Source organism: Alienimonas chondri, assembly GCF_013036045.1.
Taxonomy (GTDB): Bacteria; Planctomycetota; Planctomycetia; order Planctomycetales; family Planctomycetaceae; genus Alienimonas; species Alienimonas chondri.
Genome location: NZ_WTPX01000033.1, coordinates 1 through 21440, shown reverse-complemented (window position 1 = coordinate 21440; position 21440 = coordinate 1). Strand labels below are relative to the sequence as shown.

The 21440-nt window shown below is 68.8% G+C and carries 16 protein-coding genes; 8 read left to right on the top strand and 8 right to left on the bottom strand.

The features are described 5' to 3' along the window. The first annotated feature begins 80 nt into the window (after positions 1–80). Both LzC2_RS07165 and LzC2_RS07160 read left to right on the top strand, forming a co-directional pair. Positions 81–590, top strand: coding sequence for a hypothetical protein (locus tag LzC2_RS07165; RefSeq protein ID WP_171185279.1), 510 nt, complete (start codon positions 81–83; stop codon positions 588–590). Then, positions 587–1459: an SDR family oxidoreductase gene (locus LzC2_RS07160; protein WP_171185277.1), complete on the top strand. Its 873-nt coding sequence runs from the start codon at positions 587–589 to the stop codon at positions 1457–1459. Before LzC2_RS07165 ends, LzC2_RS07160 begins: the two co-directional genes overlap by 4 nt. Here the strand turns inward: LzC2_RS07160 and LzC2_RS07155 are convergent. Further along, positions 1452–2978 (bottom strand): arylsulfatase, encoded by a 1527-nt coding sequence (locus tag LzC2_RS07155; RefSeq protein WP_171185275.1) that lies wholly within the window; start codon positions 2976–2978, stop codon positions 1452–1454. The two genes, LzC2_RS07160 and LzC2_RS07155, sit on opposite strands and share 8 nt — an antisense overlap. A 187-nt stretch (positions 2979–3165) precedes the next feature. On the opposite strand from LzC2_RS07155, the gene corA reads away from it, so the two are divergent. Continuing rightward, entirely contained in the window at positions 3166–4317 is a 1152-nt protein-coding gene (corA, locus tag LzC2_RS07150; RefSeq protein WP_171185273.1) for a magnesium/cobalt transporter CorA, read from the top strand. A gap of 122 nt (positions 4318–4439) precedes the next feature. Beyond that, positions 4440–6173, top strand: a complete 1734-nt coding sequence (locus LzC2_RS07145) for a serine/threonine-protein kinase (RefSeq protein WP_171185271.1) — start codon at positions 4440–4442, stop codon at positions 6171–6173. A gap of 64 nt (positions 6174–6237) precedes the next feature. Here LzC2_RS07145 and LzC2_RS07140 read toward each other — a convergent pair whose 3' ends face one another. Next, on the bottom strand, positions 6238–6486 hold the full coding sequence (locus LzC2_RS07140) for a hypothetical protein (RefSeq protein ID WP_171185269.1): 249 nt from the start codon (positions 6484–6486) through the stop codon (positions 6238–6240). Positions 6487–6675: 189 nt separating this feature from the next. Here LzC2_RS07140 and LzC2_RS07135 point away from each other — a divergent pair, with 189 nt between their 5' ends. The 4 genes from LzC2_RS07135 (at position 6676) to LzC2_RS07120 (ending at position 11279) form a co-directional block, all read left to right on the top strand. Continuing rightward, on the top strand, positions 6676–7767 hold the full coding sequence (locus LzC2_RS07135; protein WP_171185266.1) for a DNA-methyltransferase: 1092 nt from the start codon (positions 6676–6678) through the stop codon (positions 7765–7767). Positions 7768–8041: 274 nt separating this feature from the next. After that, a complete protein-coding gene (locus LzC2_RS07130) occupies positions 8042–8830 on the top strand; it encodes a hypothetical protein (protein WP_171185265.1) in 789 nt (262 codons plus the stop codon). Between the two features lie 42 nt (positions 8831–8872). Then, the gene (gene mtnA / locus LzC2_RS07125) at positions 8873–9997 is read left to right on the top strand and encodes an S-methyl-5-thioribose-1-phosphate isomerase (protein WP_171185263.1); all 1125 of its coding nucleotides are present in this window, start codon (positions 8873–8875) and stop codon (positions 9995–9997) included. Between the two features lie 31 nt (positions 9998–10028). Further along, on the top strand, positions 10029–11279 hold the full coding sequence (locus tag LzC2_RS07120) for a hypothetical protein (RefSeq protein ID WP_171185261.1): 1251 nt from the start codon (positions 10029–10031) through the stop codon (positions 11277–11279). Positions 11280–11302: 23 nt separating this feature from the next. Here LzC2_RS07120 and LzC2_RS07115 read toward each other — a convergent pair whose 3' ends face one another. The 6 genes from LzC2_RS07115 to LzC2_RS07090 form a co-directional block, all read right to left on the bottom strand. Next, positions 11303–12856: a hypothetical protein gene (locus LzC2_RS07115; RefSeq protein WP_171185259.1), complete on the bottom strand. Its 1554-nt coding sequence runs from the start codon at positions 12854–12856 to the stop codon at positions 11303–11305. Between the two features lie 80 nt (positions 12857–12936). Continuing rightward, on the bottom strand, positions 12937–13470 hold the full coding sequence (locus LzC2_RS07110) for a thioredoxin family protein (RefSeq protein WP_171185257.1): 534 nt from the start codon (positions 13468–13470) through the stop codon (positions 12937–12939). A 114-nt stretch (positions 13471–13584) separates the two neighbouring features. Then, entirely contained in the window at positions 13585–15687 is a 2103-nt protein-coding gene (locus LzC2_RS07105; RefSeq protein WP_171185254.1) for a DUF4340 domain-containing protein, read from the bottom strand. A gap of 124 nt (positions 15688–15811) precedes the next feature. Then, the gene (locus LzC2_RS07100; RefSeq protein ID WP_171185252.1) at positions 15812–18550 is read right to left on the bottom strand and encodes a Gldg family protein; all 2739 of its coding nucleotides are present in this window, start codon (positions 18548–18550) and stop codon (positions 15812–15814) included. Positions 18551–18638: 88 nt separating this feature from the next. After that, positions 18639–19379 carry an ABC transporter ATP-binding protein gene (locus LzC2_RS07095; RefSeq protein WP_171185307.1) on the bottom strand — a complete coding sequence of 247 codons (741 nt, stop codon included), beginning with the start codon at positions 19377–19379 and terminating at the stop codon, positions 18639–18641. Between the two features lie 207 nt (positions 19380–19586). Further along, a complete protein-coding gene (locus tag LzC2_RS07090; RefSeq protein ID WP_206678598.1) occupies positions 19587–21302 on the bottom strand; it encodes a hypothetical protein in 1716 nt (571 codons plus the stop codon). Between the last annotated feature and the right edge of the window lie 138 nt (positions 21303–21440).

Below are 21440 nucleotides of genomic sequence, written 5' to 3'. Positions count from 1 at the left end.
CGGACCCCGCACAATCCTCCGCGGGCCGCCCTCGCCGGTCCCTCGACCGACGTTCGTTCCCCCTGCCGTCCGGCCCCTGAGTGGCACGCACCGAATCCGACCGTGAAGACCTCTTTGCCGAGGCCGTCGCCCTGAGGCGTCGGGTCGAGTTCGTCGTGCCGGGTCTGCCGGGCGCGATGAACCCCGTCGTCGCCGGCGTCCACCGCGACGGTCGCGTCAGCATGTATTGCGGCGGGGCCGCGGCCGATCATTTCGATCCGTCCGGCCGCCTGACGCGATCGTTCGCCGTCGGCGCGAACGGCGTTCCGCGGCTGTATCGTTCTCAGGGCGACACGCTCGCCGAGTTGATCCGCGAGTGCTCCGCGGACCGCACGACTTTGGTGCGGCGGGATCTCCCGACCGAGGAACTTGCGGCGGCTCTGCAAGCGATTCGCGATCGGCTGCGGACGGTCGCCGCGGCGCTGGCGGACGGGAGCGCCGAACCGCTGCGGATCACCGACGACGACCCCCGGGCCGATCTCGCCGCGTTCTTCGCGACCGCGCTGCCGGCCGATACTCCCCTCGCCCCCCGCTTCAAAGGCAAACGATGACCGCTCCGCCGTCGAATCAAACGCGACTCGTCATCGGGTGCGGTTATCTCGGCCGTCGCGTCGCCGCGGTTTGGGCGGAGCAGGGACATCGGGTCGTCTGTCTGACGCGATCTCCGGCGACCGCCGCGGAGTTCGCGACCCGCGGTTGGGAGGCCGTGATCGGCGACGTGACCGATCCGGCGTCGCTCGCGGCGCTGCCGACGCCGGACGTCGTGCTGCACGCGGTCGGATACGATCGCACCGCCGACGAGACCCGCGAGGAGGTCGCTGCACAAGGCGCCGAGAACGTCCTGAACAGCCCCGCCGGCGGGGCGGGGCGGTACGTCTACATCTCCACGACGGGCGTCTACGGCCAGAGCGACGGCGGGTGGGTGGACGAGAACAGCCCGACCGAACCGGACAGCGACGGCGGCCGGGCGAACCTCGCCGCGGAACGGGCGATCCTCGCTCACTTCGAGAACAGACCCTCCGCGGCCGCGGTGATCCTGCGGCCCAGCGGCATCTACGGCCCCGGGCGGGTGATACGGTCCGCGGAGCAGGTGCGGAGCGGCGAACCCGTGCGCGGACAGGCCGAGGCGTGGCTGAACCTCGTGCACGTCGCCGACCTGGCGGGCGCGGTGAGCCTCGCCGCGGAGAGCCCCTCGCCCTCCGCTCGCTATCTCGTCAGCGACGATCGGCCGCTGACCCGACGGGAGTATTACTCGCTGCTGGCGGAGCGCTTCGGCGGTCCGCCGCCGACGTTCACCGGGTCCGGCGGACGGGTCGACGGCCTCGGTAAGCGATGCCGCAACGATCGGGTCAAAAACGATCTCCACTGGTCTCCCCGCTACCCGACGGCGGCGGAGGGACTGGCGGACGCGCTCAGTTAGCGGCCTGCTTGGAAGCGTCGAGCGCCCGCATCGGGAACAGTTGGCTGGGCGTGTGCTCCCGCTCCATCACGGCGACGAGCTCGGCGAGCTTCTCGGGGCGTTTGGCGGCCAAATCGTTCGATTCGGTCGGGTCTTCGGTGAGGTTGTAGAGTTCCGTCTTGATCGGCTCGCCCGGCTTCACCTTCGACAGGCCGGTGCGAACGGCCTTCCAATTGCCGACCCGCACGGCCTGCTGTCCGCCGTAAGCGGGGAACTCCCAATACAGGAATTCCGGGGCGGGCTGCTTCTTGCCCCGCAGGCTTGCCGCGAAGGAGACGCCGTCGATCTCGGAGGCGACCTCCTCCGGCAGTTCGCCGCCGGTCAGATGGGCGAGCGTGGGCATCCAGTCGGCGAAGTAGGTCGGCCGATCGCTGATCGTGCCGGCCGGGATGACGCCCGGCATCCGCACGATCAACGGCTCGCGGATTCCGCCTTCGTACACGCTCCCTTTCCGCCCGCGGAAGCCGCCGGCCGAGTTGAAGTAGTCACTGTCGGCGCCGCCGAGCCGGCCGTAGGTCGGGCCGTTGTCGCTGGTGAAGATCACCAGGGTGTTCTCCGTCAGGCCCAGTTCGTCCAGCCGGTCCAGCAGTTCGCCGACCTGCCGGTCGATCCGCGTGACCATCGCCGCGTAGGCGGCCCGCGGGGTGGGGTGCTCCAGGTAGGAAGTGTGCTTGTAGGGTTCCTCCTTGATCGTTTGGCGATAGCCGGCGAGGCTCGGCTCGTCCTCGGGGACTTGCAGCGACAGGTGCGTCGTCACCAGCGGGAGGTACAGGAAGAACGGTTCGTCTTTGTGCTGCGTGACGAACTCGTCGGCGACGCGGAAGAATTCGTCTTGCGAGTACGTCTCGCCGTGCAGCGTGCGGTCGTTGCCGGGGTATTGGACGCGCTCCGCGAGATCCGGCGTCATGTCCCAGAGGAACCTCGGAAAGTGGTTGTGCGCGTGCCACTGGCAGACGTAGCCGAAGAACCGATCGAACCCCTGCTTGGTCGGATCGCCCGTGCTGCCTTCGAAACCCAGACCCCACTTGCCCGCGGCGGCGGTGGCGTACCCGCGATCCTGGAACAGTTCCGCAATCGTGACGGCGTCCGCGGGAATCGGATTTTGACCGGGGAACAAGCCGCGGTCTTCGTCCTTCACCCGAGTTTTCGGATAGCCGTTGCCGCGGATATACGAATGCCCGGCGTGCATGCCGGTCATCAAACTGCACCGGGCCGGAGCGCAGACCGGGAATCCGCTGTAGTGGGCCGTGAATTTGGCGCCTTGCTCGGCAAGAGCGTCCAGCCGCGGGGTCTCGATGATCTCCTGCCCAAAGCAGCCGATGTCTCCCCAACCGAGGTCGTCGCACATGATGAACACGACGTTCGGCGGAGCCGGCGCCGCGGCTTCATTTTGAGCGTCCGCCGCAACGGCGTTCGGAGCGAGCAGCGTTGCCCCGCACAAAGCGAACAGCGGGGCGGCGAGCAGCGGGGCGGGGGACATGGGCGTTCCGGTTTGGCTCTCGGAGGACGATTGGGTTCCGTGCGAAGTTCGCGTCTCTGGCAACCGTCGGGCGGGGCGTCAGTATGCCCGCATGTCCCACCCTTCGCCCAGCCCGTCGATCGCAGTGCCCTCGCCCGGCGACGCGCCCCCCCGCCGTCGATTCCGGTGGCGACGGCCGCGATTGCCGATGCCGAAGGCCAAACTGCCGAACCCGTTTCGCCGGGGACGCGCCTCCCGCCGCGAATTGCACACGGTGCCGGGCACGGTCGCCTCCGACCCGACGGCGCCCAAGCCGGTGCTCACCGGCATCGGCTACGGCCAGTCCGGCGGAACGGGCAGCAAACTGGCGGAAACCACGTTCGAGTCCCCCGCGGAGATCCCCGCCTTTTTGGAGGCGCACCCCGTGGCCTGGGTGAACGTCGACGGGCTGGGGTCCGCGAAAGTCCTGAATGCGGTGGGCGAAATCTTCGGCCTGCACCCGCTCGAACTGGAAGACGTCACCCACACCCACCAGCGGGCCAAGCTGGAGGAGTATCCCGACCATCTGTTCGTGGTCGCCGATATGGCCAAGCCGTCCCCGCCCGAACCGCATACCGACCGCGACCACGTCGACGGCCCCGTCTTCAAGACCGAACAGATCAGCCTGTTCCTCGGCCGCGGCTGGGTGCTGACGTTTCAGGAGGAGCCGGGCGATTGCCTCGGCCCGGTCCGCGAACGTCTCAAGCGGAAACGCGGCCGCATCCGTGATTGCGGGGCGGACTATCTGTTCTATGCGCTGATCGACGCGATCCTGGATGGATACTTTCCGGTCGTGGAGTCGCTCGGCGATCGCTTGGAGCGCCTCGACCATGAGATCTCGGAACGGATCGGCCGCGGCGTCGTCGGTCGCCTCCACCGGTTGCGGGGGGAGCTATTGGTGGTGCGCAAGCTGCTCTGGCCGCATCGCGAGATGACGAACAGCCTGCTGCGGGATCGGGATCTCATTACGCCCGCCACGCAGGTGTTTTTGAGAGACGCCCACGATCATTCGCAGCAGCTGTTAGAACTCGCGGAGACCTATCGCGAACTGTGCAGCGACCTGCGCGACTTTCATTACGCGCAGGTCAACACCCGCAGCGGGGAGGTGTCCAAGGTATTGACGATCGTCGGTTCGATCTTTATTCCCCTCAGCTTTATCGCCGGCCTGTGGGGGATGAACTTCGATACGAAGTATCAATATAATATGCCGGAGCTGGAGTGGGCCTACGGCTACCCGTTCGCGCTGGGCATGATGGCCGTGATCGCCCTCGGCCTGCTGTTCTTCTTCTGGCGCATGGGCTGGCTGCGGCGGGAGGAGTGAAGACGGGGTGGAAGGAGGAAGGTTGAAGGCGAACAGGGGCGAGCGGGGGGCGTTGGCCCCCCGAGGTTGATGCGGCGAGCTGTCCGGGCGTTCGTCGATTGTCCGTCGCTACACTTACTGCCATGTCGCTGGCCGCCGGACCCTCCGCTGATTCGACCGATGACGACGCCCTCGCCGGCGTCCTCGATGCGTTGTTGGAGGACGCCGAAGCCGGGCGGCCGGTGGATCTCGAAGCGGCGTGCGTGCGGCATCCGGCGTTCGCCAAGGAACTGCGGGAGCTATTCAACACGGCCGGGTTGATGCGGGAGTTCCTCCCCTCCGGCGACCGGTCCTCCGACGACGGGCTGGCGGAGACCGTGGTCTCCGGTCGAGAAACGCCGGCGGACCGTACGCTTGGCGAACCCCGCCGCAACGCTCCGCACCCGCCGCCGGGGTACGAGATTCGCGACGAACTCGGCCGCGGCGGGATGGGCGTCGTCTACCGCGCGTTTCAATCCGAACCGGGCCGCGAGGTGGCGTTGAAGATGATCCGGCAGGCGGCGCTCGCCAGCCCGGAGGACGCTGCTCGATTTCGCCGCGAGGCGGAGGCGACGGCTCGGCTGGACGACCCGCACATCGTGCCGGTGTTCGAGGTCGGCGGGTTCGAGGGGGAGGACGCCTCGCCGTTCTTCAGCATGCGATTGATCGAAGGCAGCACGCTGGATGCGGAGCTTCGCAAAGGCCCGCGGCCGCCGCGGGAGTTGGCCGCGACGCTCGCCCCGATTGCGCGGGCGATCGACACGGCCCACCGGGCCGGCGTGCTGCACCGCGATCTCAAACCGTCGAACATTTTATTGGATGCGCTCGGGCGCCCGTTCGTGACGGACTTCGGCCTCGCCGGTCGGGCGCCGCAACCGCAGTCGCTCGCCGGGGCGATGGGGGAGGACGCGCCGACGTTGACCCAGCCCGGGGCGATCCTCGGCACCCCCGCCTGGATGAGTCCCGAGCAGGCCGCCGGCCGTCGCGAGGCGGTCGGCCCGGCCAGCGACGTGTATTCCCTGGGGGCGATTCTCTACGCCGGATTGACGGGCCGACCGCCGTTCTCCGGCGAAACGCCCGCCGCCACCGTCATGCGGGTGTTGGAGAGCGAACCCCGCCGCCCCCGCCGGCTCAATGAAGACGCCGATCCGGACCTCGAATTAATCGCATTAAAGTGCCTTCAGAAGCCGCAGGATCTGCGGTACGTCAGTGCCGCGGCGCTCGCCGATGATTTAGAAGCCTATCTCGCCGGCGAGCCGGTCAGCGCCCGCGGCGGCCGGTTCACGGATCTCGTCCATCGCACCTTCCGCGAAACCCATCACGCTCCGATCCTGGAGAACTGGGGGTTGCTCTGGATGTGGCACGCCGCAGTGCTGGTCGCGTTGTGCCTGGTGACAAACGTGTTGCAGATCCGCGGCGTCGAATCGCGACCGACCTACGTCTTGATGTGGACCGCGGGGATGGGCGCCTGGGCGGCCGTCTTCTGGGGGCTGCGGCGGCGGGCGGGGCCGATCAGTTTCGTGGAGCGTCAGATCGCGCACGTCTGGGCGGCCAGCATGGTCAGCAGCAGTCTGCTGTTCGCGATCGAATGGCTGCTCGGCATGGACGTGCTGTATCTGTCGCCCGTGCTGGGTCTGATCGCCGGGGCGGTGTTCTTCGCGAAGGCCGGGATGCTGTCGGGGGCGCTGTATATCCCCGCCGTCGCCTGTTTTCTGACGGCCCTGTTGATGGCCTGGATGGAGGCGACGCTCCCGCGTCACCTCGACTGGGGCGTGCTGCTGTTCGGGCTCGTCACCGGCGCCGGGTTTTTCTTCCCTGGCTGGAAGTATCGACGGTGAATCCGGGCGCGCCGCCCGGCGGCGACGGCGAAGCGGGGGGAGCGTGCGAGCGACCGATTTCCGCTCACCGGCCGCCGCTTTTGCGGCGGGCGATCATCACGCGGAGGATCACGTTGTCCGGCACGCCGTAGTAGGCGTATTTCCGGCGGACCAGGTCGCAGAAGTGCATCGCCTCGCTGGGGTGCAACAGCAATTCGTCGATGCTCAGGCTGTCGCGGTACAGGCTGTGGAACTGCTCGACGACGCGGTCGGTGAACTCCTCCCGGCTGAGGTCGATGTCGTAATCGGCCGGGTCGAACACGCGGCGGGACATGGGCGGCGAATGCAAGAGCGACGGCGGGGCGAACGGTCGGAGTGTCGCGATCCGCCGGCCGGGCGCCATCCCCGTCGCCCGCACCCCCCGCAACCCGGCGGCGGGGGCGGACGATCGCGGCGCCGTGTCGCTCCCCGGTCGGCCGCGGTTCGCGCGAGGCGGGGCGACCGGCTACGATGGGTTCCGCCCATGCCCCGTCGCTCCGAATCATCGCCGTCTGCCCCGGCGGCCCCGCGTCCGGGCCGCGCGACCAACGGATCGGCCCGCCCGAAGAAGACCAACGGCGTCGTCCCCGGCAAAACGGTCCGCAAACGGAAGTCGGCTCCGCGCAGCAAAATCGAGCAGGGCGATTGTCTGACGCACCTGCAGGCGTTGCCGGACGAGTGCGTCGATCTCGTCTTCGCCGACCCGCCGTTCAACGTCGGGTTCAGCTACGACATCTACCGCGACCGGAAGTCCGCGGAGGAGTACGAAGACTGGTGTCGGCAGTGGATTGAACAGATCCACCGCGTCCTCAAGCCGAACGGCACGTTCTGGCTCTCCATCGGCGACGAGTTCGCCGCGGAATTAAAGGTGCTCTCCACCCGCGAGATCGGCTTTCACTGCCGCAGTTGGGTCGTTTGGTATTACACCTTCGGCGTGAACTGCACGCGGAAGTTCACCCGCAGCCACGCCCATCTGTTCCATCTGACGAAGGACGCGAAGGAATTCACCTTCAACGCGGAAGACCCGGAGGTCCGCGTGCCCAGCGCCCGACAGCTCGTCTATAACGATCCCCGGGCGAATCCCACCGGACGCCTGCCGGACGACACTTGGAAGTACGGTCCGTTCGATCCGGTGGAGACTGATCCCGCCGCCGCGGAGGAGGGCGCCCAGTGGATCATCCGCCCCCAGGACATGCCGGAGGGCTTTGTCTCCGGCGAGAACACCTGGTACTTCCCGCGGGTCGCCGGGACGTTCAAGGAGCGTGAAGGCTTCCACGGCTGTCAGATGCCGGAGCAACTGCTCGGCCGGATCGTGCGGGTCAGTTCCAACGAGGGCGACTTGGTACTCGATCCGTTCGCCGGCACCGGAACGACGCCGGCGGTGGCGAAGAAGCTCGGCCGAAAGTGGCTGGGGTATGAACTCTCCGAGGACTACGCCGACCGGGCCGCGGCCCGGTTGAAGGCGATCAACGTCGGCGACCCGCTCAACGGATCGGACGCCCCGACGGTCTCCGCCCCCAGCACCCGCAACGGGCGGAAGCGCAAAGCGGGTCTGCCGAAGACCCGGCCGGGCTGAGGGTCGCCGCCCCGCGAATCGTGCCTGCGGGCTTCTCATGCGAGGCAATCCGCCCGCGCAAGGCGCCCTGGAATCGGGGCGTCGCCGCGCCGGGTGACGCCGAACTGCGCGATGGATAGGGTGCGGTTCGCTCGCTGGGTGTTCCGCGTCCTTCCCGCCCCGTACCGCTGTGATTTCAGACGCCTCGGCTGTTCCTCCTGCCGAACCTGCGGCGCTCACCGCGGCGGACGCCTCCGCAGCGGTCGGTTCTCCGCAAGGCGGAACGCCGGACTGGATGCGTCTGCCGATCTTCCTGGTCGCGGGCTTGATCGCCGCCGCGGTCTGTTTGGTGGCGATCCGCCAGATCCACACTCAGGTCATCGCTCGCACCGAGGTCTATATCGCCCCGAGAGGCGCGACCGAGGAACAGATCCGAAAAGAAACCGAGTCCGCGCGCCGTCGAGACTTTATCATGGATGCCGCGGCGCTCTCGTTCGCCGCCGCGGTCATGGCGGGCGCCTTCGGCATCGCGGCGGGGGCGTGCGGACCGCCCAGGGGAGCGAGCGCGAAGCGGAGGTGGCCCGGCCGGACGCTTCGCGGTCTCGGTTCCGGGATGTTCGCGGGAGTTCTGGCCGGCCTCTTGGGCGCAACGGCGACGACCGCGATCCTGGCCTCCCCCACCGCGGCCGATTGGGGCGGAGCCGTGGGCGACACGCAGCTGTTCCCCGTGATGATCGCTTACGCCCTCCAGTGGGCGCTGATCGGCGCCGCCGCCGGCTGCGCGGTTCGTCTGGCCAGCGGCGACTCGCCGAAGCGGTCCGTCATCGGCGCCACGCGGGGATTGCTGGTGGCGGGAGCCGCGGCCGGGGTGGTCTGGGGACTGCTGGCGCCGATCGCCGGCGTGATCGTGGGAACGATGACGACTCAGTCGCTCGATGCCCGCGGCTTCTATCGAGCGATCCCGGATGGCCGCCCGGGGCAGGCGTTACTGCTGGTCGGGCTGGCGGTTCTCGCCGGGGTGGCCCTCGCCCGGGTCAGCGGTCGTCCGACGGCGGAGGTGGAGGCCACGCCCGCTGCGGTATAACCGTCGAAAGAGATTGCTCCTTCGACTCGCCCCGACTCTTCGATGACTTCGCCCCCGGCACCGACGGCCCCGCCCACGCTTCGCTGGATCGGCGAGGGGCCGAACGGGACGCTCGAACTGCTGGATCAGACTCTCTTGCCCGGGGAGGTGGTCGCGCTGGCCTGTCGGACCGATGACGACGTCTTCGCCGCGATCCGCCGGTTGAGCGTCCGAGGAGCGCCGGCGATCGGCGTCTCCGCGGCGTACGGGCTGGTGTTGGGGGTGAGAGACGCCCTCGCCGCGGGCGGCTCGCGGGCCGACTTTGATGCCGCCCTGCACGCGAGCGCTGAGAAGCTCGCCGCGAGCCGGCCGACGGCGGTCAATCTGTTCTGGGCGTTGGCCCGTTGTCGCCGCGTGCTCTCCTTGGAGCCGGACCTCGCCCCGCAAGATGCTGCCGAGCGGTTACTCGCCGAGGCCCGAACGATCGAGGAGGAGGACCGGGCAATGTGCGCCGCGATCGGCCGGAACGGCGCCGACCTGTTGCCGGACTTCCCGGAGCCGATCGATGGGCCGGGCGGGGAACTCGGCCTGCTCACCCACTGCAACGCCGGAGGACTGGCGACGGCGGGGGACGGGACGGCGCTGTCCGTGTTGTTCGAGGCCCACCGCCGCGCAACCGCCGCCGGCAAACGAGTGCGCGTGTACGCCGACGAGACTCGCCCCCTGTTGCAGGGCGCCCGCCTGACGGCGTGGGAGCTGACCCGCCGCGGCGTGCCGACGACCGTGCTGTGCGACTCCGCCGCGGCCAGCCTGCTGGCGACCGGTCGGGTGCACGCCGTGGTGACCGGCGCCGATCGCGTCGCGGCGAACGGCGACGCCGCCAACAAGATCGGCACCTTTCCCCTCGCCGTGATGGCGCAGCGGTTCGGCGTGCCGTTCTACATCGCCGCCCCCACCAGCACCTTCGACCGCGACCTGCCCCGCGGCGCCGACATCCCCATCGAGCAGCGGGACGCCGACGAGGTGTTGAACTACGGCGCCCTCCGCACCGCCGCCGACGGCGCCGAGGCCTACAACCCCGCCTTCGACGTGACCCCCGCCGATCTGATCGCCGCCCTCATCACCGAACGCGGCGTGATCGAATCCCCGACCGCCGACGCCGTCGCGGAGCACCTCAAGACCGCTTGAGGAACGAACTCAAGCCGAACGATCTGCTGCCATGCTCACCCCGCTACTGCTCACCCTGCTGTCGTCCGGACCGCCCGCAGATGGGGCGGAAACGCCCTGTCGCGACCGCGATCTGAAGATCGCCCCGTTGCCGGAAGTTCTCCACGACCCCCAGTCGACGGTCTTGATCGAGGGAGCCGGCGGGGTTCCATTGCTGATCGAACACGAATGGGTCGAACAGCACGACGTGTTCAGCGACCGGACCGAACAGACCGATCGATTCCTGATCCGAGACGTACGAGCGGACGGCAAGATCGTCGGTCGCTTACGGCACGGCGTGGCTGATCCCGGGCGGTTCGCGATCAGCGGCGACGGAAAGCGTTTGGCGATCGATTCAAGCGAAGGCGGCGACGCCCCGGGCGTGACGATCTTGCCGCTGCCCGACAAATGGTTGACGGGGGATGGCTCCGCCCCGGCGCCAGAAGGAGAGTTCCACGCGGGTCTTCGGTTGCTCCGCCCAGTCCGCAGATCGACACGGTTCGTCCTTGAGCGGACCTTGGACCCGAAGCGGCAAGGCGAACCTTGGAAGTCGGAGATTGTCGTCGCCGCCGGCGGGAAGGGGTTTCCGGAGCACATTTCAGTCTTCGGAAACGAACCTGGCCCCGTGAGAGCGCTGGCGGTCGACGTGCTGCCCGGAGCGATCAAGCACAGCGAGAACTTCGGCGCGCTCTGCGATGCGGCGGACATCGGGGACGGCCTGATCGTCGTGGCGTGCGTGACGGTGACCGACAATTCTAAGTTCGGGCCGTACAGCTCCCTGACCCACGTGCTGACGTTCGAGGCGGACACCGGTCGAGTCGTCGCGCACGCCGCGTTCCCGGGCAGCTTGGGCACGCTATCCTGCCGGGTGAACGCGGCGGACCGGACCGTCGCGTTTTTACGGTCGGACGGGATCTCGCGAATGGATCTCCCGCGCGGCGTGGTCGTCCACCAAGAGAAACTCGAATGGCCGTTCTATGAGGACAAGGCGGTTGCCGACGCCGTCCCATGTTCGGACGGCTATCTCGTAGCCAGTTTCGACAGAGGCCGTGATACGGAGATCCCCGGAACCTTGGCATTCGCCCTGTTCACGGAACATCGCGACGGCCTGCGCCTCTGCGCCGCGAACGTAGCCCGCGACGTGACGCTTCCGGACAGGTTCTTCGCGGCCGGCCGCACCGCGCTTGCGACGTCATTCCGCGACGACTGGGGCCGACGGATCTGGTTCGATCCGCCCGCTAACAAAACGACAGACGGCGAGTAACCCGCCGCGTTCGGAGATGGAGCCTAGGACCGCCGGCTGCGGCCGCCGCGGCTGCGACCGCCTCGGCCGCCGCTGTCGGGGTTGCCGCCGCCAAAGCTCAGGGAGGCGATGCAGTCGGACCAGGTCGGCACGTCGCCGTAGTCGACCGCTTCGCCGCCGTCACGGCGTTCGTCGCGGGAGGAACGCGAACCGGACGACCGGGAGCCGCGACGCGAACGGCCGCCACGCGAGCGGGCCGGGCGTTCGTCTTCGTCGCTGTCCGCCTCGTCGTCGCCGAACCCGAGATCGCCGAAGTCGTCGTCGTCCGACGCATCCTCGTCGAAGCCCGCGGGGGCGTCGTCTTCCGGTTCGTCCTCCGACGTCTCGTCGCTCTCGGAGCGAGTCTCTTCGCGATTCCGGGAGCGGCCGCCGCGTCCGCGGCGACGACGCCGACGGGGGCGTTCGTCGTCGTCAGACTCCGAGGCGCGCGTCGGGCGATCGTTCGAATCGTCGTCCGACTCGTCGGCCAAGCCCGCGGAGAAACCATCGTCCTCGGCATCGTCCAAGGCGGCGGCGAACTCGTCCTTCTCCTCAGCCTTCTCGGAGCGAGCCGGCTCGGCGTCTTTCGACCGGCCGCGGCCACGGCCGCGGCGACGACGGGGACGATCGGACTCCTCGTCGTCGGACGCTTCGGTCCGGCTGCGACGGGCGGGAGCTTTGGGCTTCTCGTCGTCCTCCACCGCGGCGGGGCGTCCACGGCGGGGCCGCTTCGGCTTCTCGGACTCGTCGCGGGCCGGACCGCGCCGGGAGGACCGGCTGGAAGTCGACGTCGATTCGCTGCGGGAACCGGACCGGGAGGGCTTCGATTTCTCATCGGAAGAGCCGCCGCCGTCCCAGTCCCAGTCGTCCAACGCTTCCCAGAACTCGTCGGAACCCGCGGCGTCGATCTCGTCGTCGTCCGACGCGTCGTCGTCCTCGTCTTCGTCGATCTCCGCCTCTTCGGCGACCGGGGCGTCGTCTTCGTCCTCGTCCTCATCGCCGAAACCGAAGAAGTCCGACGTGTCGTCGTCCTCGTCGACCTTCGACTCCACCTTCGCCGGCGCCGGTTTGGCGGAGCGACGGCGGCGGGAGGGCTTCTCCTCCGCGTCGTCGTCCTTGTCTTTGGAAGCCGCCCGGGAGCGGGAGCGCTTCGGCTTCGGCTCTTCCGCTTTGGGTTCGGGCTTGCGCGACCGCTTGGGGGCCGGGTCGACGTCCTCTTCGTCGTCGTCGAAGAACCCGTCGCCGAGGTCCGCCAGCGGATCGTCGTCGAAGTCGTCCGCGTCGTCGTCGGAATCGTCGTCCGCCGCGTCGAGGGCTTCGACCTCGTCCTCGGCGGGGGCGTCGCCGGCGTGGTTCACGCGGGCGGCGGTGGGGGCGGCGACCTCCTTCTCCGCGGTCACTTCGCCGCCGCCCTTCTTCGACTTCGGCGCGGGGAGATCGAGAAAGTCGTCGTCGTCCTCCTCCGCGGCGGCGGATTTGGTCAGATCAATCCCGAAGAGATCCCCGGCGAGATCTTCCCAGCTGTCGTCAGAGTCGGGTCCGGTGGCGGGCGCAGGCATCCGCGGACGCTACCGCCGAACCGCCCGATCTTCAACCTCCGGAGGGGTTTCGTACGATCGCCGTTCGCGCCGAGCGACGGTTAGAGCGTCGTCGACGTCTCGGGGGCGGCGGCGAGGCGGGCGGCGTTGGCGGCGGCGTGCTTCGCCGTCGCGGCCAACAGCGCCGACCGGAACTTCGCGGGCGTGTGATAGCCTTTGGCACGCCCCAGCAGATCGGCTTTGGGCGAGAGGATCACCACTTGGGGCAGCATGCCGACCTGCAGAATCTCGACCACCCGTTCGTCGTCGTCGGCGTCCAATCGCACGGGAATGAAGCCCTCGGCGAGCGCCTTCTTCACCGCGGGATCGGTCAGCGTTTCGTCGTCCTGCTTGTGGCAGTAATGGCACCACTCCGCCCCGACCAATACCAGCACCGGCTTGTCCGTCTTGGCGGACAGCGCGAACGCCGCGGCGAGGTCCGGCTGCCAAACCGGTTCGACCGGTTTCACCGTTCGGGTGATGGAGACGGGGGCCGCTCGGACCCTCACCACGCCGACGGCTTCGGGAGTGGCGTCGGCTGCGGCCGGGGGCGCGAACGTGACGAGAAGGAGGGCGGCGGGGGCGAAGGGGATCATGGCGGAACTCCGGGGCTCGGGGAGACAGGGGCGAGCGTCTGGAAACGCTTCGACCGCCGAGCCGCGATGCGACCCGTCCCGTTCTCCCCGGCGCCGACCGCCGACCCTCATTTCTCACGCGGCGCCCGGTCCGTCCGCCGAACCCGCGTCATCAGCGCCCGTTTCTTCGTCGCTGTCCGCACCGTCGTTCGAGCCCGGTTCGCTCTCCTCATCGGTTGAGTCTTCGGGATCCTTCGACTCGGCGGGCGTGTCGGTCTCGGCGGGCGGGGTCGGTCGCGGGGCGGAGACCGGCGGTCGGGCCTCACCGCTGGCTTCGTCGGCAGCCGCGTCGCCGGTATCCATCGACTCGGAGGGGGCCGGGTTTTCAGGCGAAGGCGTCGGTTCGGGCGACTCGGGCGAGCGATCGCTCATCGCCGGCTCCGTCGGGACGGCGGTCCCTTCTTGCTCTTGCTCCGCCGGGGCGTCTTCCTCGGGGGCGTCTTGCGCTGGGGGCGCTTCCTCAGGCGCGCCGTCGGCGGGCGGGGCCGTCGGCATGCCGGGGGAGAGCCCTTTGAGGAGGTCTTCCAAGCTGCCGGGCGTTTCGATCGGCGCCGGCATCCCGGGGCTGGGCGAGTTTCCGGCTCCGGCGTCCGGCAGGGCGGGGGCGGCGTCCTGAAGCAGCGCGGCGGGGGTCAGGGACAACTCGACCACATCATCCGCGTCGACCACGTAGTACCAGTCGCCGAACCGGCGGTTCAGTTCCTCCACCCGCTCCTTCGCGGCGGCGAGCTTCTCGTCGTACGCCCGCTTCGCGGCGGGATAGGCGGCGAGTTCGCGCTCGTACTGCTTCTGGGGCGAGTCGGCGTCCTCCGCGTCGTCCGCTCCCTCGGACCCAGCGTCCTCAGACTCAGCGTCCTCGGGGCTCTTCTCAGCGGCCGATTCGTCCTCGGTGGGGGGCTGCGGTTCGACGGGCGGCTCGCCGAGGGCGGCGGCGTCCAGGCGGGCGATAACGAACAGGTAGCGGCCCTGGGACTGCTCCGCGTCTTCGTCGGCGTCCTCGCCGGAAGCGTCGTCGTCCTTCTTCTCCGCGGAGAGCGTCTTGTAGCCCTCGCCGGCCTCGCCGACGGCGAAGTCGTAGTTGTTGCCGGTGAACAGCTCGCCGAAGTCGAGATCGTAGGCGACGCCTTCGTCGGTGACGACGGTCAGCTGTCCGGCTTCGCCGATCACCTGCCCGCCGCCGTCCGGGGTGGGCAGGATCGAGAAACCCTTGCCGGTGATGTCGCGGACGATCGCGCTGTATTGGCGTTCCGTCTGCACGACCGCGGGGTCGAGCGTCAGGTCCGGCTTCAGCCCCTTCGGTTTGGGACGCACGCCGGCGATCGTCAGACCGGTGGCGGTGCTGGCCAACGCGTTCGCCTTCGCCTGATCGACGGCGCGACCTTCCGGCAGGCTCTCCGCGGTCCACTCGCCGGCGGCGTCTTCCCGGGAGAGCGCCAGCGGGTCGCCGACCAGCAGTTCGCCAGCCCGCGGATCGATTGTTTCGTCCGGAACGACGATCTTGCGGAGGTCCGACGCGGCGACTTCCAGGGCTTCGGGATCGACCCAATCCCGGAAGCGGGCGGAGAGATCGAGGTCGTCCAACTTGGCGATGTAGGTGCTGTCGTCGCGGGGTTCGCGGACGTAAAAGTAGCCGTCGCGATCCTCGACCGGCTTGCCGATGATGAGGTCCGCCAGCGGGTTGCCGTCGTCGCCGGTCAGTTCGACCCGTAGGCCGCGACCCTCCAGTTGGCCGACGTCCTCGCTGGCCGGATCGACCACGCCGAGGTCCGCCCAGTCCGATTGGCGCCGGCTCTGCAAAGCCGTCCGTTTGACCGACCCGAGCGCCGCGGCGACCTCAGCCAGTTTTTCGGCGGCTTCGGCGGGGTAGTCGTAGGGGGCGATGCCGTACAGGCCCGTCGACTCGTCCCGCGTGATGCGGAAGTCCTGGATGGCGCCGGTGTCCGCATCAAACGCGGTGATCGTGAATCGGCCGATCTTGGAGAGGTTCCCCGCCGAGGGCTCGTCACCGGTCTCATCGTCAGTGCCGGCGTTCGATTCGAACGCGGTGAAGAAGGGGGTGCCGACCTGCTCGAAGCCGGCGGTCTCCGCGGTCGCCCCGGGCCACGAGAGCACGGCGGCGAGCACGACGGCGGCGGCCGCGACGGCGGCGAAGACGGCGGTGCGGGCGGTTTCGGTCATGGCGGAAGGCTGGTAGTGGCGTCCTTCAGGGCGCCCCGCCGCGCAGGGGGGACGAAAACATGATGCGGCTTCCGGCTCGCTGCGCTCGCCGGGGCAGGCTGAAGCCTGCCACTACAAACAATGGCTACACGAGCCGTTCCGGGTCGACGTCGCGGCGTTCCTTCAGCAGGCGGATCAGCAGCACGAACAATCCCAGCGCGATCGCGGGGATCGGGGGCAGGGCGACGGCGTAGGCCCGAAAGCGGCCCTCGGTCGCCTGCACGAGGCGGTCCTTTTCATCCTCCGCCCGGTTGACCGCTTTGCGGAGCGCCTGATTCTGCCGCTCCTCCTCGATCGCCAAGCGGCGCTGCTCCTCGCGCTCCGCGGCGTCGAGCAATTGGGCCTTCGCCTGCGGGGAGAGATCGTCGCGCGCTTCCAGCGCTTCGCGCTCGGCATCGAACCGGTTCTGGGCGGCGTCGACGGCTTCGTCCAGCGCTTCCTGAGCGGCCTCGGTCTTCTTCCGCTGGTCCTCCAGGAACCGGGCGGTCGCCGCTTCGACGGCGGTGAGCGTCCGGCGATCGGCCCGGCGGCGACGCAGCGGCAGGAACGCCTCCTCGCCGGCCAGCACGTCCACGGCGTTCAGCACGAAGGCGATGTTGTCGAACGCCAAGCCTTGCTCCAAGGCGTTCGGATCGTCCCTCAGGCTGAAGAACAGGTCGGAGATCATGTCGATGTCCGACACGAAGATCGCGTTCACGCCCTTGTCCTCGCCCTTCGCCTCCCTTTGGAGACGGGCGGCGAGCACGCTGGGCTGCGGGGTCGGATCGCCCTGCGGATCGCGGTTCGGGACGAACACCGCCCCGCCGGCGAACGGATCGAAGCTGCTGCGGGCGAAGTTCTCCCACTCGATCGTCCCGCCCCCGGGGCCGGTCGTCAGCAGGGGGGTGAACTGTTTTTCGTTCCCCTCCGCCGGGGACAGCGGGCCGGCGTAGAACATCAACAACTGATCGAGGCCTCGCGTGACCGGGCTGTCGGGGTTGAGTTCGTGGACGTCGGTGTCGTCGCGGTCGCGGACGAACAGATACTGATCGTTGACCTGATCGCCGAACTGTGGATACGGGTTGTACGGGTCGTAAACGATGACGTCGTTCGGCCATTTGAGGCCGAGTTCCGCCAGCACGTGGGTCAGCTTGCCGTCGTCCGCCTTGGGGGTGGGCGATTGCTGGTTGAACATCCCCATCATCCCGCCCGGCGGCGGTTTGGGCAGGCGGGGGGCGTTGGCGATGCTGCCGCCGGGGTTCAGCGTCAGCGGGTACGGGTCGTCGAAGATCAGGACCGGCTTGCCGGTCTGCAGGTAGGTGAGGAAGTTCGCAGCTTGCTCTTCCTCGAGGCTGGAGGGGGCGACGGCGAGGAGCACGTCGTATTTCTCCGCGTCGATCTCGCCGTCCGGGCTGACCGGTTCCACGTCGTATTGCAGTTCCAACTCCCGCACGATCTGCCAGTCCCGCTGGCCGCCGTTGAGGTTCGCGTCGGTCCGCAGGACGCCCACGGTCAGGCGTTCCTCGCCGGAGACGGTGCGGACGGAGCGCGTCAGTTCGTACTCCGGCAGGGCGCCCGGACCGACGAACGGCACCACGACTTCATCCCCCGGCCCGGTCACGACCAGTCCGAGGAACACGCTGTCCGTCACGGCCCGACCGTCTTTGGAGGTGACGACTTCCCGCGGTTCGATGCCGAAGGCCCGGGCGTCCTCGGCGGCGTCGGAGAACGGTTCGACGTCCACGATCCGCACCGTCACCGCGTCTCCGCCGCGACGGTCGAATTCCCGCAGCAAGCCCACCAGTTGCTTGCGGATCGCCGCATACGCCCGGGGCACCTCCGGCGAGAGAAACGCCTGAATCGTCACGGGGCGATCCGCTTTCACCTCACCGAGCACCGTGTCAGTGACCGGGGTGAGGGTGTAGACGTTTTCGGCGGTGAGGTCCGCCCGAGCCGTGGTGCGACCGGCGAGCACGTTCAACGAGATCAGCAGCAGGGCGACGCTGACGGTCCGCACGAGGTACTGCCAGCCCATCCCCGCCCGCCGTCCGGCCCACAGCCGGCGGCGGATGACGACGTGATTCGCATACAGGCAGAACGCGGCGACGCTGAGGAAATACACGCACCCGCTGAGGGGGATCAGTCCGAGCGTGAAGTCGCGAAACTGCTCCGGCACGCTGAGGCTGCGGAAGAACCCGGCCGGCAACGCGATGCCGAAGGCGTTCGCCGGCAGATCGCCGATCAGCACCGGGATCGCACACGCCGCGACGCCCAGCACGAACGCCACCGCCGGGCTGCTGGTGAGCGAACTGCACAGCACGCCGACGGCGCACAACGCCGCACCGACCAGCCAGTAACCGAGGTAGGTGGTGAAGATCGGCCCCGGGTCCGGCGCCCCGATCGCCCACAGCACGAGCAGGTTGGTCAGGCTGAACAGCAACGCGACCGTATAAACCGCCAACGTCGCCAGATACTTGCCCAGCAGCACGTCGACCTCTTTGGCCGGCAGGGTGAATAGCAGCTCGTCGGTGCCGAGTTTCCGCTCGTCGGCCCACGCCGTCATCGTGATCGCGGGGACCAGAAACAGCAGCAGGACGGGGAACCCGGCGCTGAGTTGATCCAGCGTGGCGAGGTTCGCGCTGAAGAAGGTCGTATTGAACGCCATCAGGCTCGCCGCGACCGTGAAGGCCACGATGAACAAATACCCCAGCACCCCGCTGAAATAGCCGGCGAACGTCCGCCAGAACACCGCCCGTAGCGCCGGACTGACGACGAGGCGATAGATCACGAACCCCACGGCGGCGAGGACCGCGGGCAGCAAAATCAGGGTGAGGACGGTCGACATCGGCGAGCGGATTTCGAGGTGAGCGTCTTCCCGGCGAAGGGAAAGGAGCGAGGCGTAAGGCGTAAGGGAAAACGAACGAAGGCGTGACCTACGCCTTACGCCTTTCCCCTCGCCCCTGAGGCGAAGCGGTGAGTTCGCGGAACTTCGCTTCCATCTCTTCCTCGCTGCCGGCGAGGTCGTCGGCCGACCCGTCGAAGACCAGTCGGCCGGCGCTGATCAACAGCACGCGATCGCAGACGGCCCGCACCTCCCGCAGGATGTGCGTGGAGATCAGCAGCGTCTTCCCCTCGTCCCGCAGGCGGCCGATCAGCTCCCGCACGCCGGCGACCTGGTTCGGATCGAGTCCGCCGGTGGGTTCGTCGAGGATCAGGACGCTCGGATCGTGCAACAGCGCCTGCGCCATGCCGACCCGCTGCCGGTAGCCGCGGGAGAGCTTCGCGATCGGCTTGCCCCAAACCGGCGCCAGGCTGCACGCCTCCTTCATCGCCTCCAACCGGGGCTTCAGCCGGTCCGACGCCATGCCGCGGGCCTTGCCGACGTAGCTGAGAAACGCGGCGGGGCTCATCTCCTGATAAAGCGGCCCGTTCTCCGGCAGATAGCCGAGGGTGCGGGCGGCGTCGATGCGGGCTTCCGCCACGTCGTGTCCGCCCACGGTCGCGGCGCCGGCGCTGGGGGCGAGGAAGCCGGTCAGCATCCGCATCGTCGTGCTCTTGCCGGCCCCGTTCGGGCCGAGGAAGGCGCAGACCTGCCCCTCCGGCACGGAGAACGACACATCCCGCACCGCCGCGAACGGACCGTAGAACTTCGACAGACCCTTCGCCTCGATCATCGCCCGCGGTCCGCCGGGCGTCGGCGCGTTCGCCGATTCCTCGGCAAACGGGTCGGACGGAGCCGAAGCCCGATCAACGGCGGCGGGAGCGGCGGGGGATTCGACGGCGGCGGCGGTCATGCGGGGGGATACGAACTTTCGGAGGGCAGCGTGGGAAGGAACGTGATCCCCGCCGGACGCGGACGTCCGGCGGGGAGGACGCCGGGATTACTGATCCTGGCTCAACGCCCCGATCGCCTCGCGGTCCACGCCGTACTTGTCGAACAGACCCGTGACGAAAGCGTTGATCGCGGCGCCGCGGACCTCGTCACCGGCCTGCTGATACAGACGCGGATCTTCGCGGGCGTTCTGCAGGAACGTTTCGTACAGCTCCGAGAGACGTTCGTCGGTCGGCTCGCGGCTGATCAGTTCCACCACGAGCGAGCGGTCCGGCTGGGCGCCGGGGACGCCGGCCGCCTCGCCGGGTTCGAGCGTGTCGAACGCGGCGTCGAGGAATTCCTCGGACGCGACGCCGTTCTCCATCGTCGGCACCGGGTTCCGCACCGGCGTCGGCCCCTGGATAAACGCCTGAATGCCGGACGGCCGATTCACACGCAGTCGCAGGAACGAGCCGGTCTCCGTGACTTTCAGCGGCGTCCCGTCTTTCTTGCCGGTCACGGTCTGGCCCTCGACGACCTCTTTGAGGGTCTTGCCCTCCTCGGAGGCCTGCTTCGCCAGCACGTCGGCCCGGGCGGCGGCGGCTTCGGCCGCCTTCTGCAGCTTGAACGCCTCGACGACCTGCTCACGCACGCCGTCGTCGGTCAGCTCCTGCTCCTCGGCGAATCGCTGGTCCGCCTTCCAGATGGCGAACAGCGCGGTCCCGCCCGGCGTCTCGCCGATCCGCACGTCGCTGAACAACGGCGAACGCAGGTTCGCGGCGAGCGGGTCGATCGCCAGACCGGATTGCTGGAACTGATTCTCGGACGGAGCCATCGCGGCGCCGACCGACTCGCGACCGACGTCGTTCTCCTCCTCATCCTCATCGCCGTCGGCCGTTTCGTCGTCGGCTTTCTCGTCGTCGGTCGCTCCCTCTTCGCCCTCGACGAGTTCGGGATAGCTGAGGAACGGCAGTCGTTTGTACGTCAGCCCGTTCTTCTTGGCGTAAGCCTCCATCCGCTGCGCGATCGTGGCGCGGGCTTCCGTGCGAAGTTCCGCGACTTCTTCCTCGGAGAGTTCGACGGTGGGGTCTTCCGGGTTCGGAACGTTCGCCCACACTTCCTCGCCGAGGACGTACATCGCGTCCCGGGCCGCGTTGATGCGGCGGGTCATCTCCTCGGAGACGGCCTCCCGCTTCAATCGGGCGCGGATCGCCTCCCGGCGAGCCGGGTCCAGCGGGAGGAACTCTTCGGGCTTGGGGGCGGGCGGGGCGGCCTCGTCCCCGTCGCCTTCGTCATCCGCGGTCGGAGCCGGCGGCTCGGCGTCGGACTCGTCCGCGGCGGTTTCGTCCTGCGGCGCCTCCATTGCCGGCTCTTCGGCGGCCAGCTCTTCGGTCGCCGGCTCTTCGGCGGCCGTTTCCTCGGCGGCCAGTCCGTCGGTCGCGGTTTCCTCGGCGGGGGACTCTTCCTCGGTCATTTCCTCGTCGGCCGGTTCCTCAGCGGTCTCGGCCGACGCTTCCTCCGGCGACTCCGCGGGGGGCTGCTCGCCGGCGGGGTTTTCCTCGCCGTTCTCCTGCGGAGTTTCTGTCTCGTCCTGCGGACTCATGGGCAGGGAGGCGAACCCGGCGGCCTGGAACAGGCCCGCAGCGGCGTTCTCGTCGCCCTCGGCATCGTCGGCCGGTTCCTCGGATTCCGGTTCCTCGGATGCCGGCTCCGGCGATTCGCCGTCGTCGGAACCCGGCTCGGTCGGCTCCGGTGAATCGGTTCCCTCGGCGACCGGCTCCACCATCTCCGGTTCGTCGGCGGGATGTTCGTCGGATTGTCCGGGAACTTCTTCGGCGGGAACGTCGCCGTCCCGACGAACGAGGGCGGCCTCTCCCAGACCGACCTGAACGAACTGGGCGACCGCAATCGGATCGCCAACCAG

Bases quoted from the DNA above. Each gene is read 5' to 3' on its own strand.
- LzC2_RS07160 (WP_171185277.1), top strand. From the start codon at position 587: ATGACCGCTCCGCCGTCGAATCAAACGCGACTCGTCATCGGGTGCGGT.
- LzC2_RS07155 (WP_171185275.1), bottom strand. From the start codon at position 2,978: ATGTCCCCCGCCCCGCTGCTCGCCGCCCCGCTGTTCGCTTTGTGCGGG.
- corA (WP_171185273.1), top strand. From the start codon at position 3,166: ATGCCGAAGGCCAAACTGCCGAACCCGTTTCGCCGGGGACGCGCCTCC.
- LzC2_RS07145 (WP_171185271.1), top strand. From the start codon at position 4,440: ATGTCGCTGGCCGCCGGACCCTCCGCTGATTCGACCGATGACGACGCC.
- LzC2_RS07140 (WP_171185269.1), bottom strand. From the start codon at position 6,486: ATGTCCCGCCGCGTGTTCGACCCGGCCGATTACGACATCGACCTCAGC.
- LzC2_RS07135 (WP_171185266.1), top strand. From the start codon at position 6,676: ATGCCCCGTCGCTCCGAATCATCGCCGTCTGCCCCGGCGGCCCCGCGT.
- LzC2_RS07130 (WP_171185265.1), top strand. From the start codon at position 8,042: ATGCGTCTGCCGATCTTCCTGGTCGCGGGCTTGATCGCCGCCGCGGTC.
- mtnA (WP_171185263.1), top strand. From the start codon at position 8,873: ATGACTTCGCCCCCGGCACCGACGGCCCCGCCCACGCTTCGCTGGATC.
- LzC2_RS07120 (WP_171185261.1), top strand. From the start codon at position 10,029: ATGCTCACCCCGCTACTGCTCACCCTGCTGTCGTCCGGACCGCCCGCA.
- LzC2_RS07115 (WP_171185259.1), bottom strand. From the start codon at position 12,856: ATGCCTGCGCCCGCCACCGGACCCGACTCTGACGACAGCTGGGAAGAT.
- LzC2_RS07110 (WP_171185257.1), bottom strand. From the start codon at position 13,470: ATGATCCCCTTCGCCCCCGCCGCCCTCCTTCTCGTCACGTTCGCGCCC.
- LzC2_RS07105 (WP_171185254.1), bottom strand. From the start codon at position 15,687: ATGACCGAAACCGCCCGCACCGCCGTCTTCGCCGCCGTCGCGGCCGCC.
- LzC2_RS07100 (WP_171185252.1), bottom strand. From the start codon at position 18,550: ATGTCGACCGTCCTCACCCTGATTTTGCTGCCCGCGGTCCTCGCCGCC.
- LzC2_RS07095 (WP_171185307.1), bottom strand. From the start codon at position 19,379: ATGATCGAGGCGAAGGGTCTGTCGAAGTTCTACGGTCCGTTCGCGGCG.
- LzC2_RS07090 (WP_206678598.1), bottom strand. From the start codon at position 21,302: ATGGTGGAGCCGGTCGCCGAGGGAACCGATTCACCGGAGCCGACCGAG.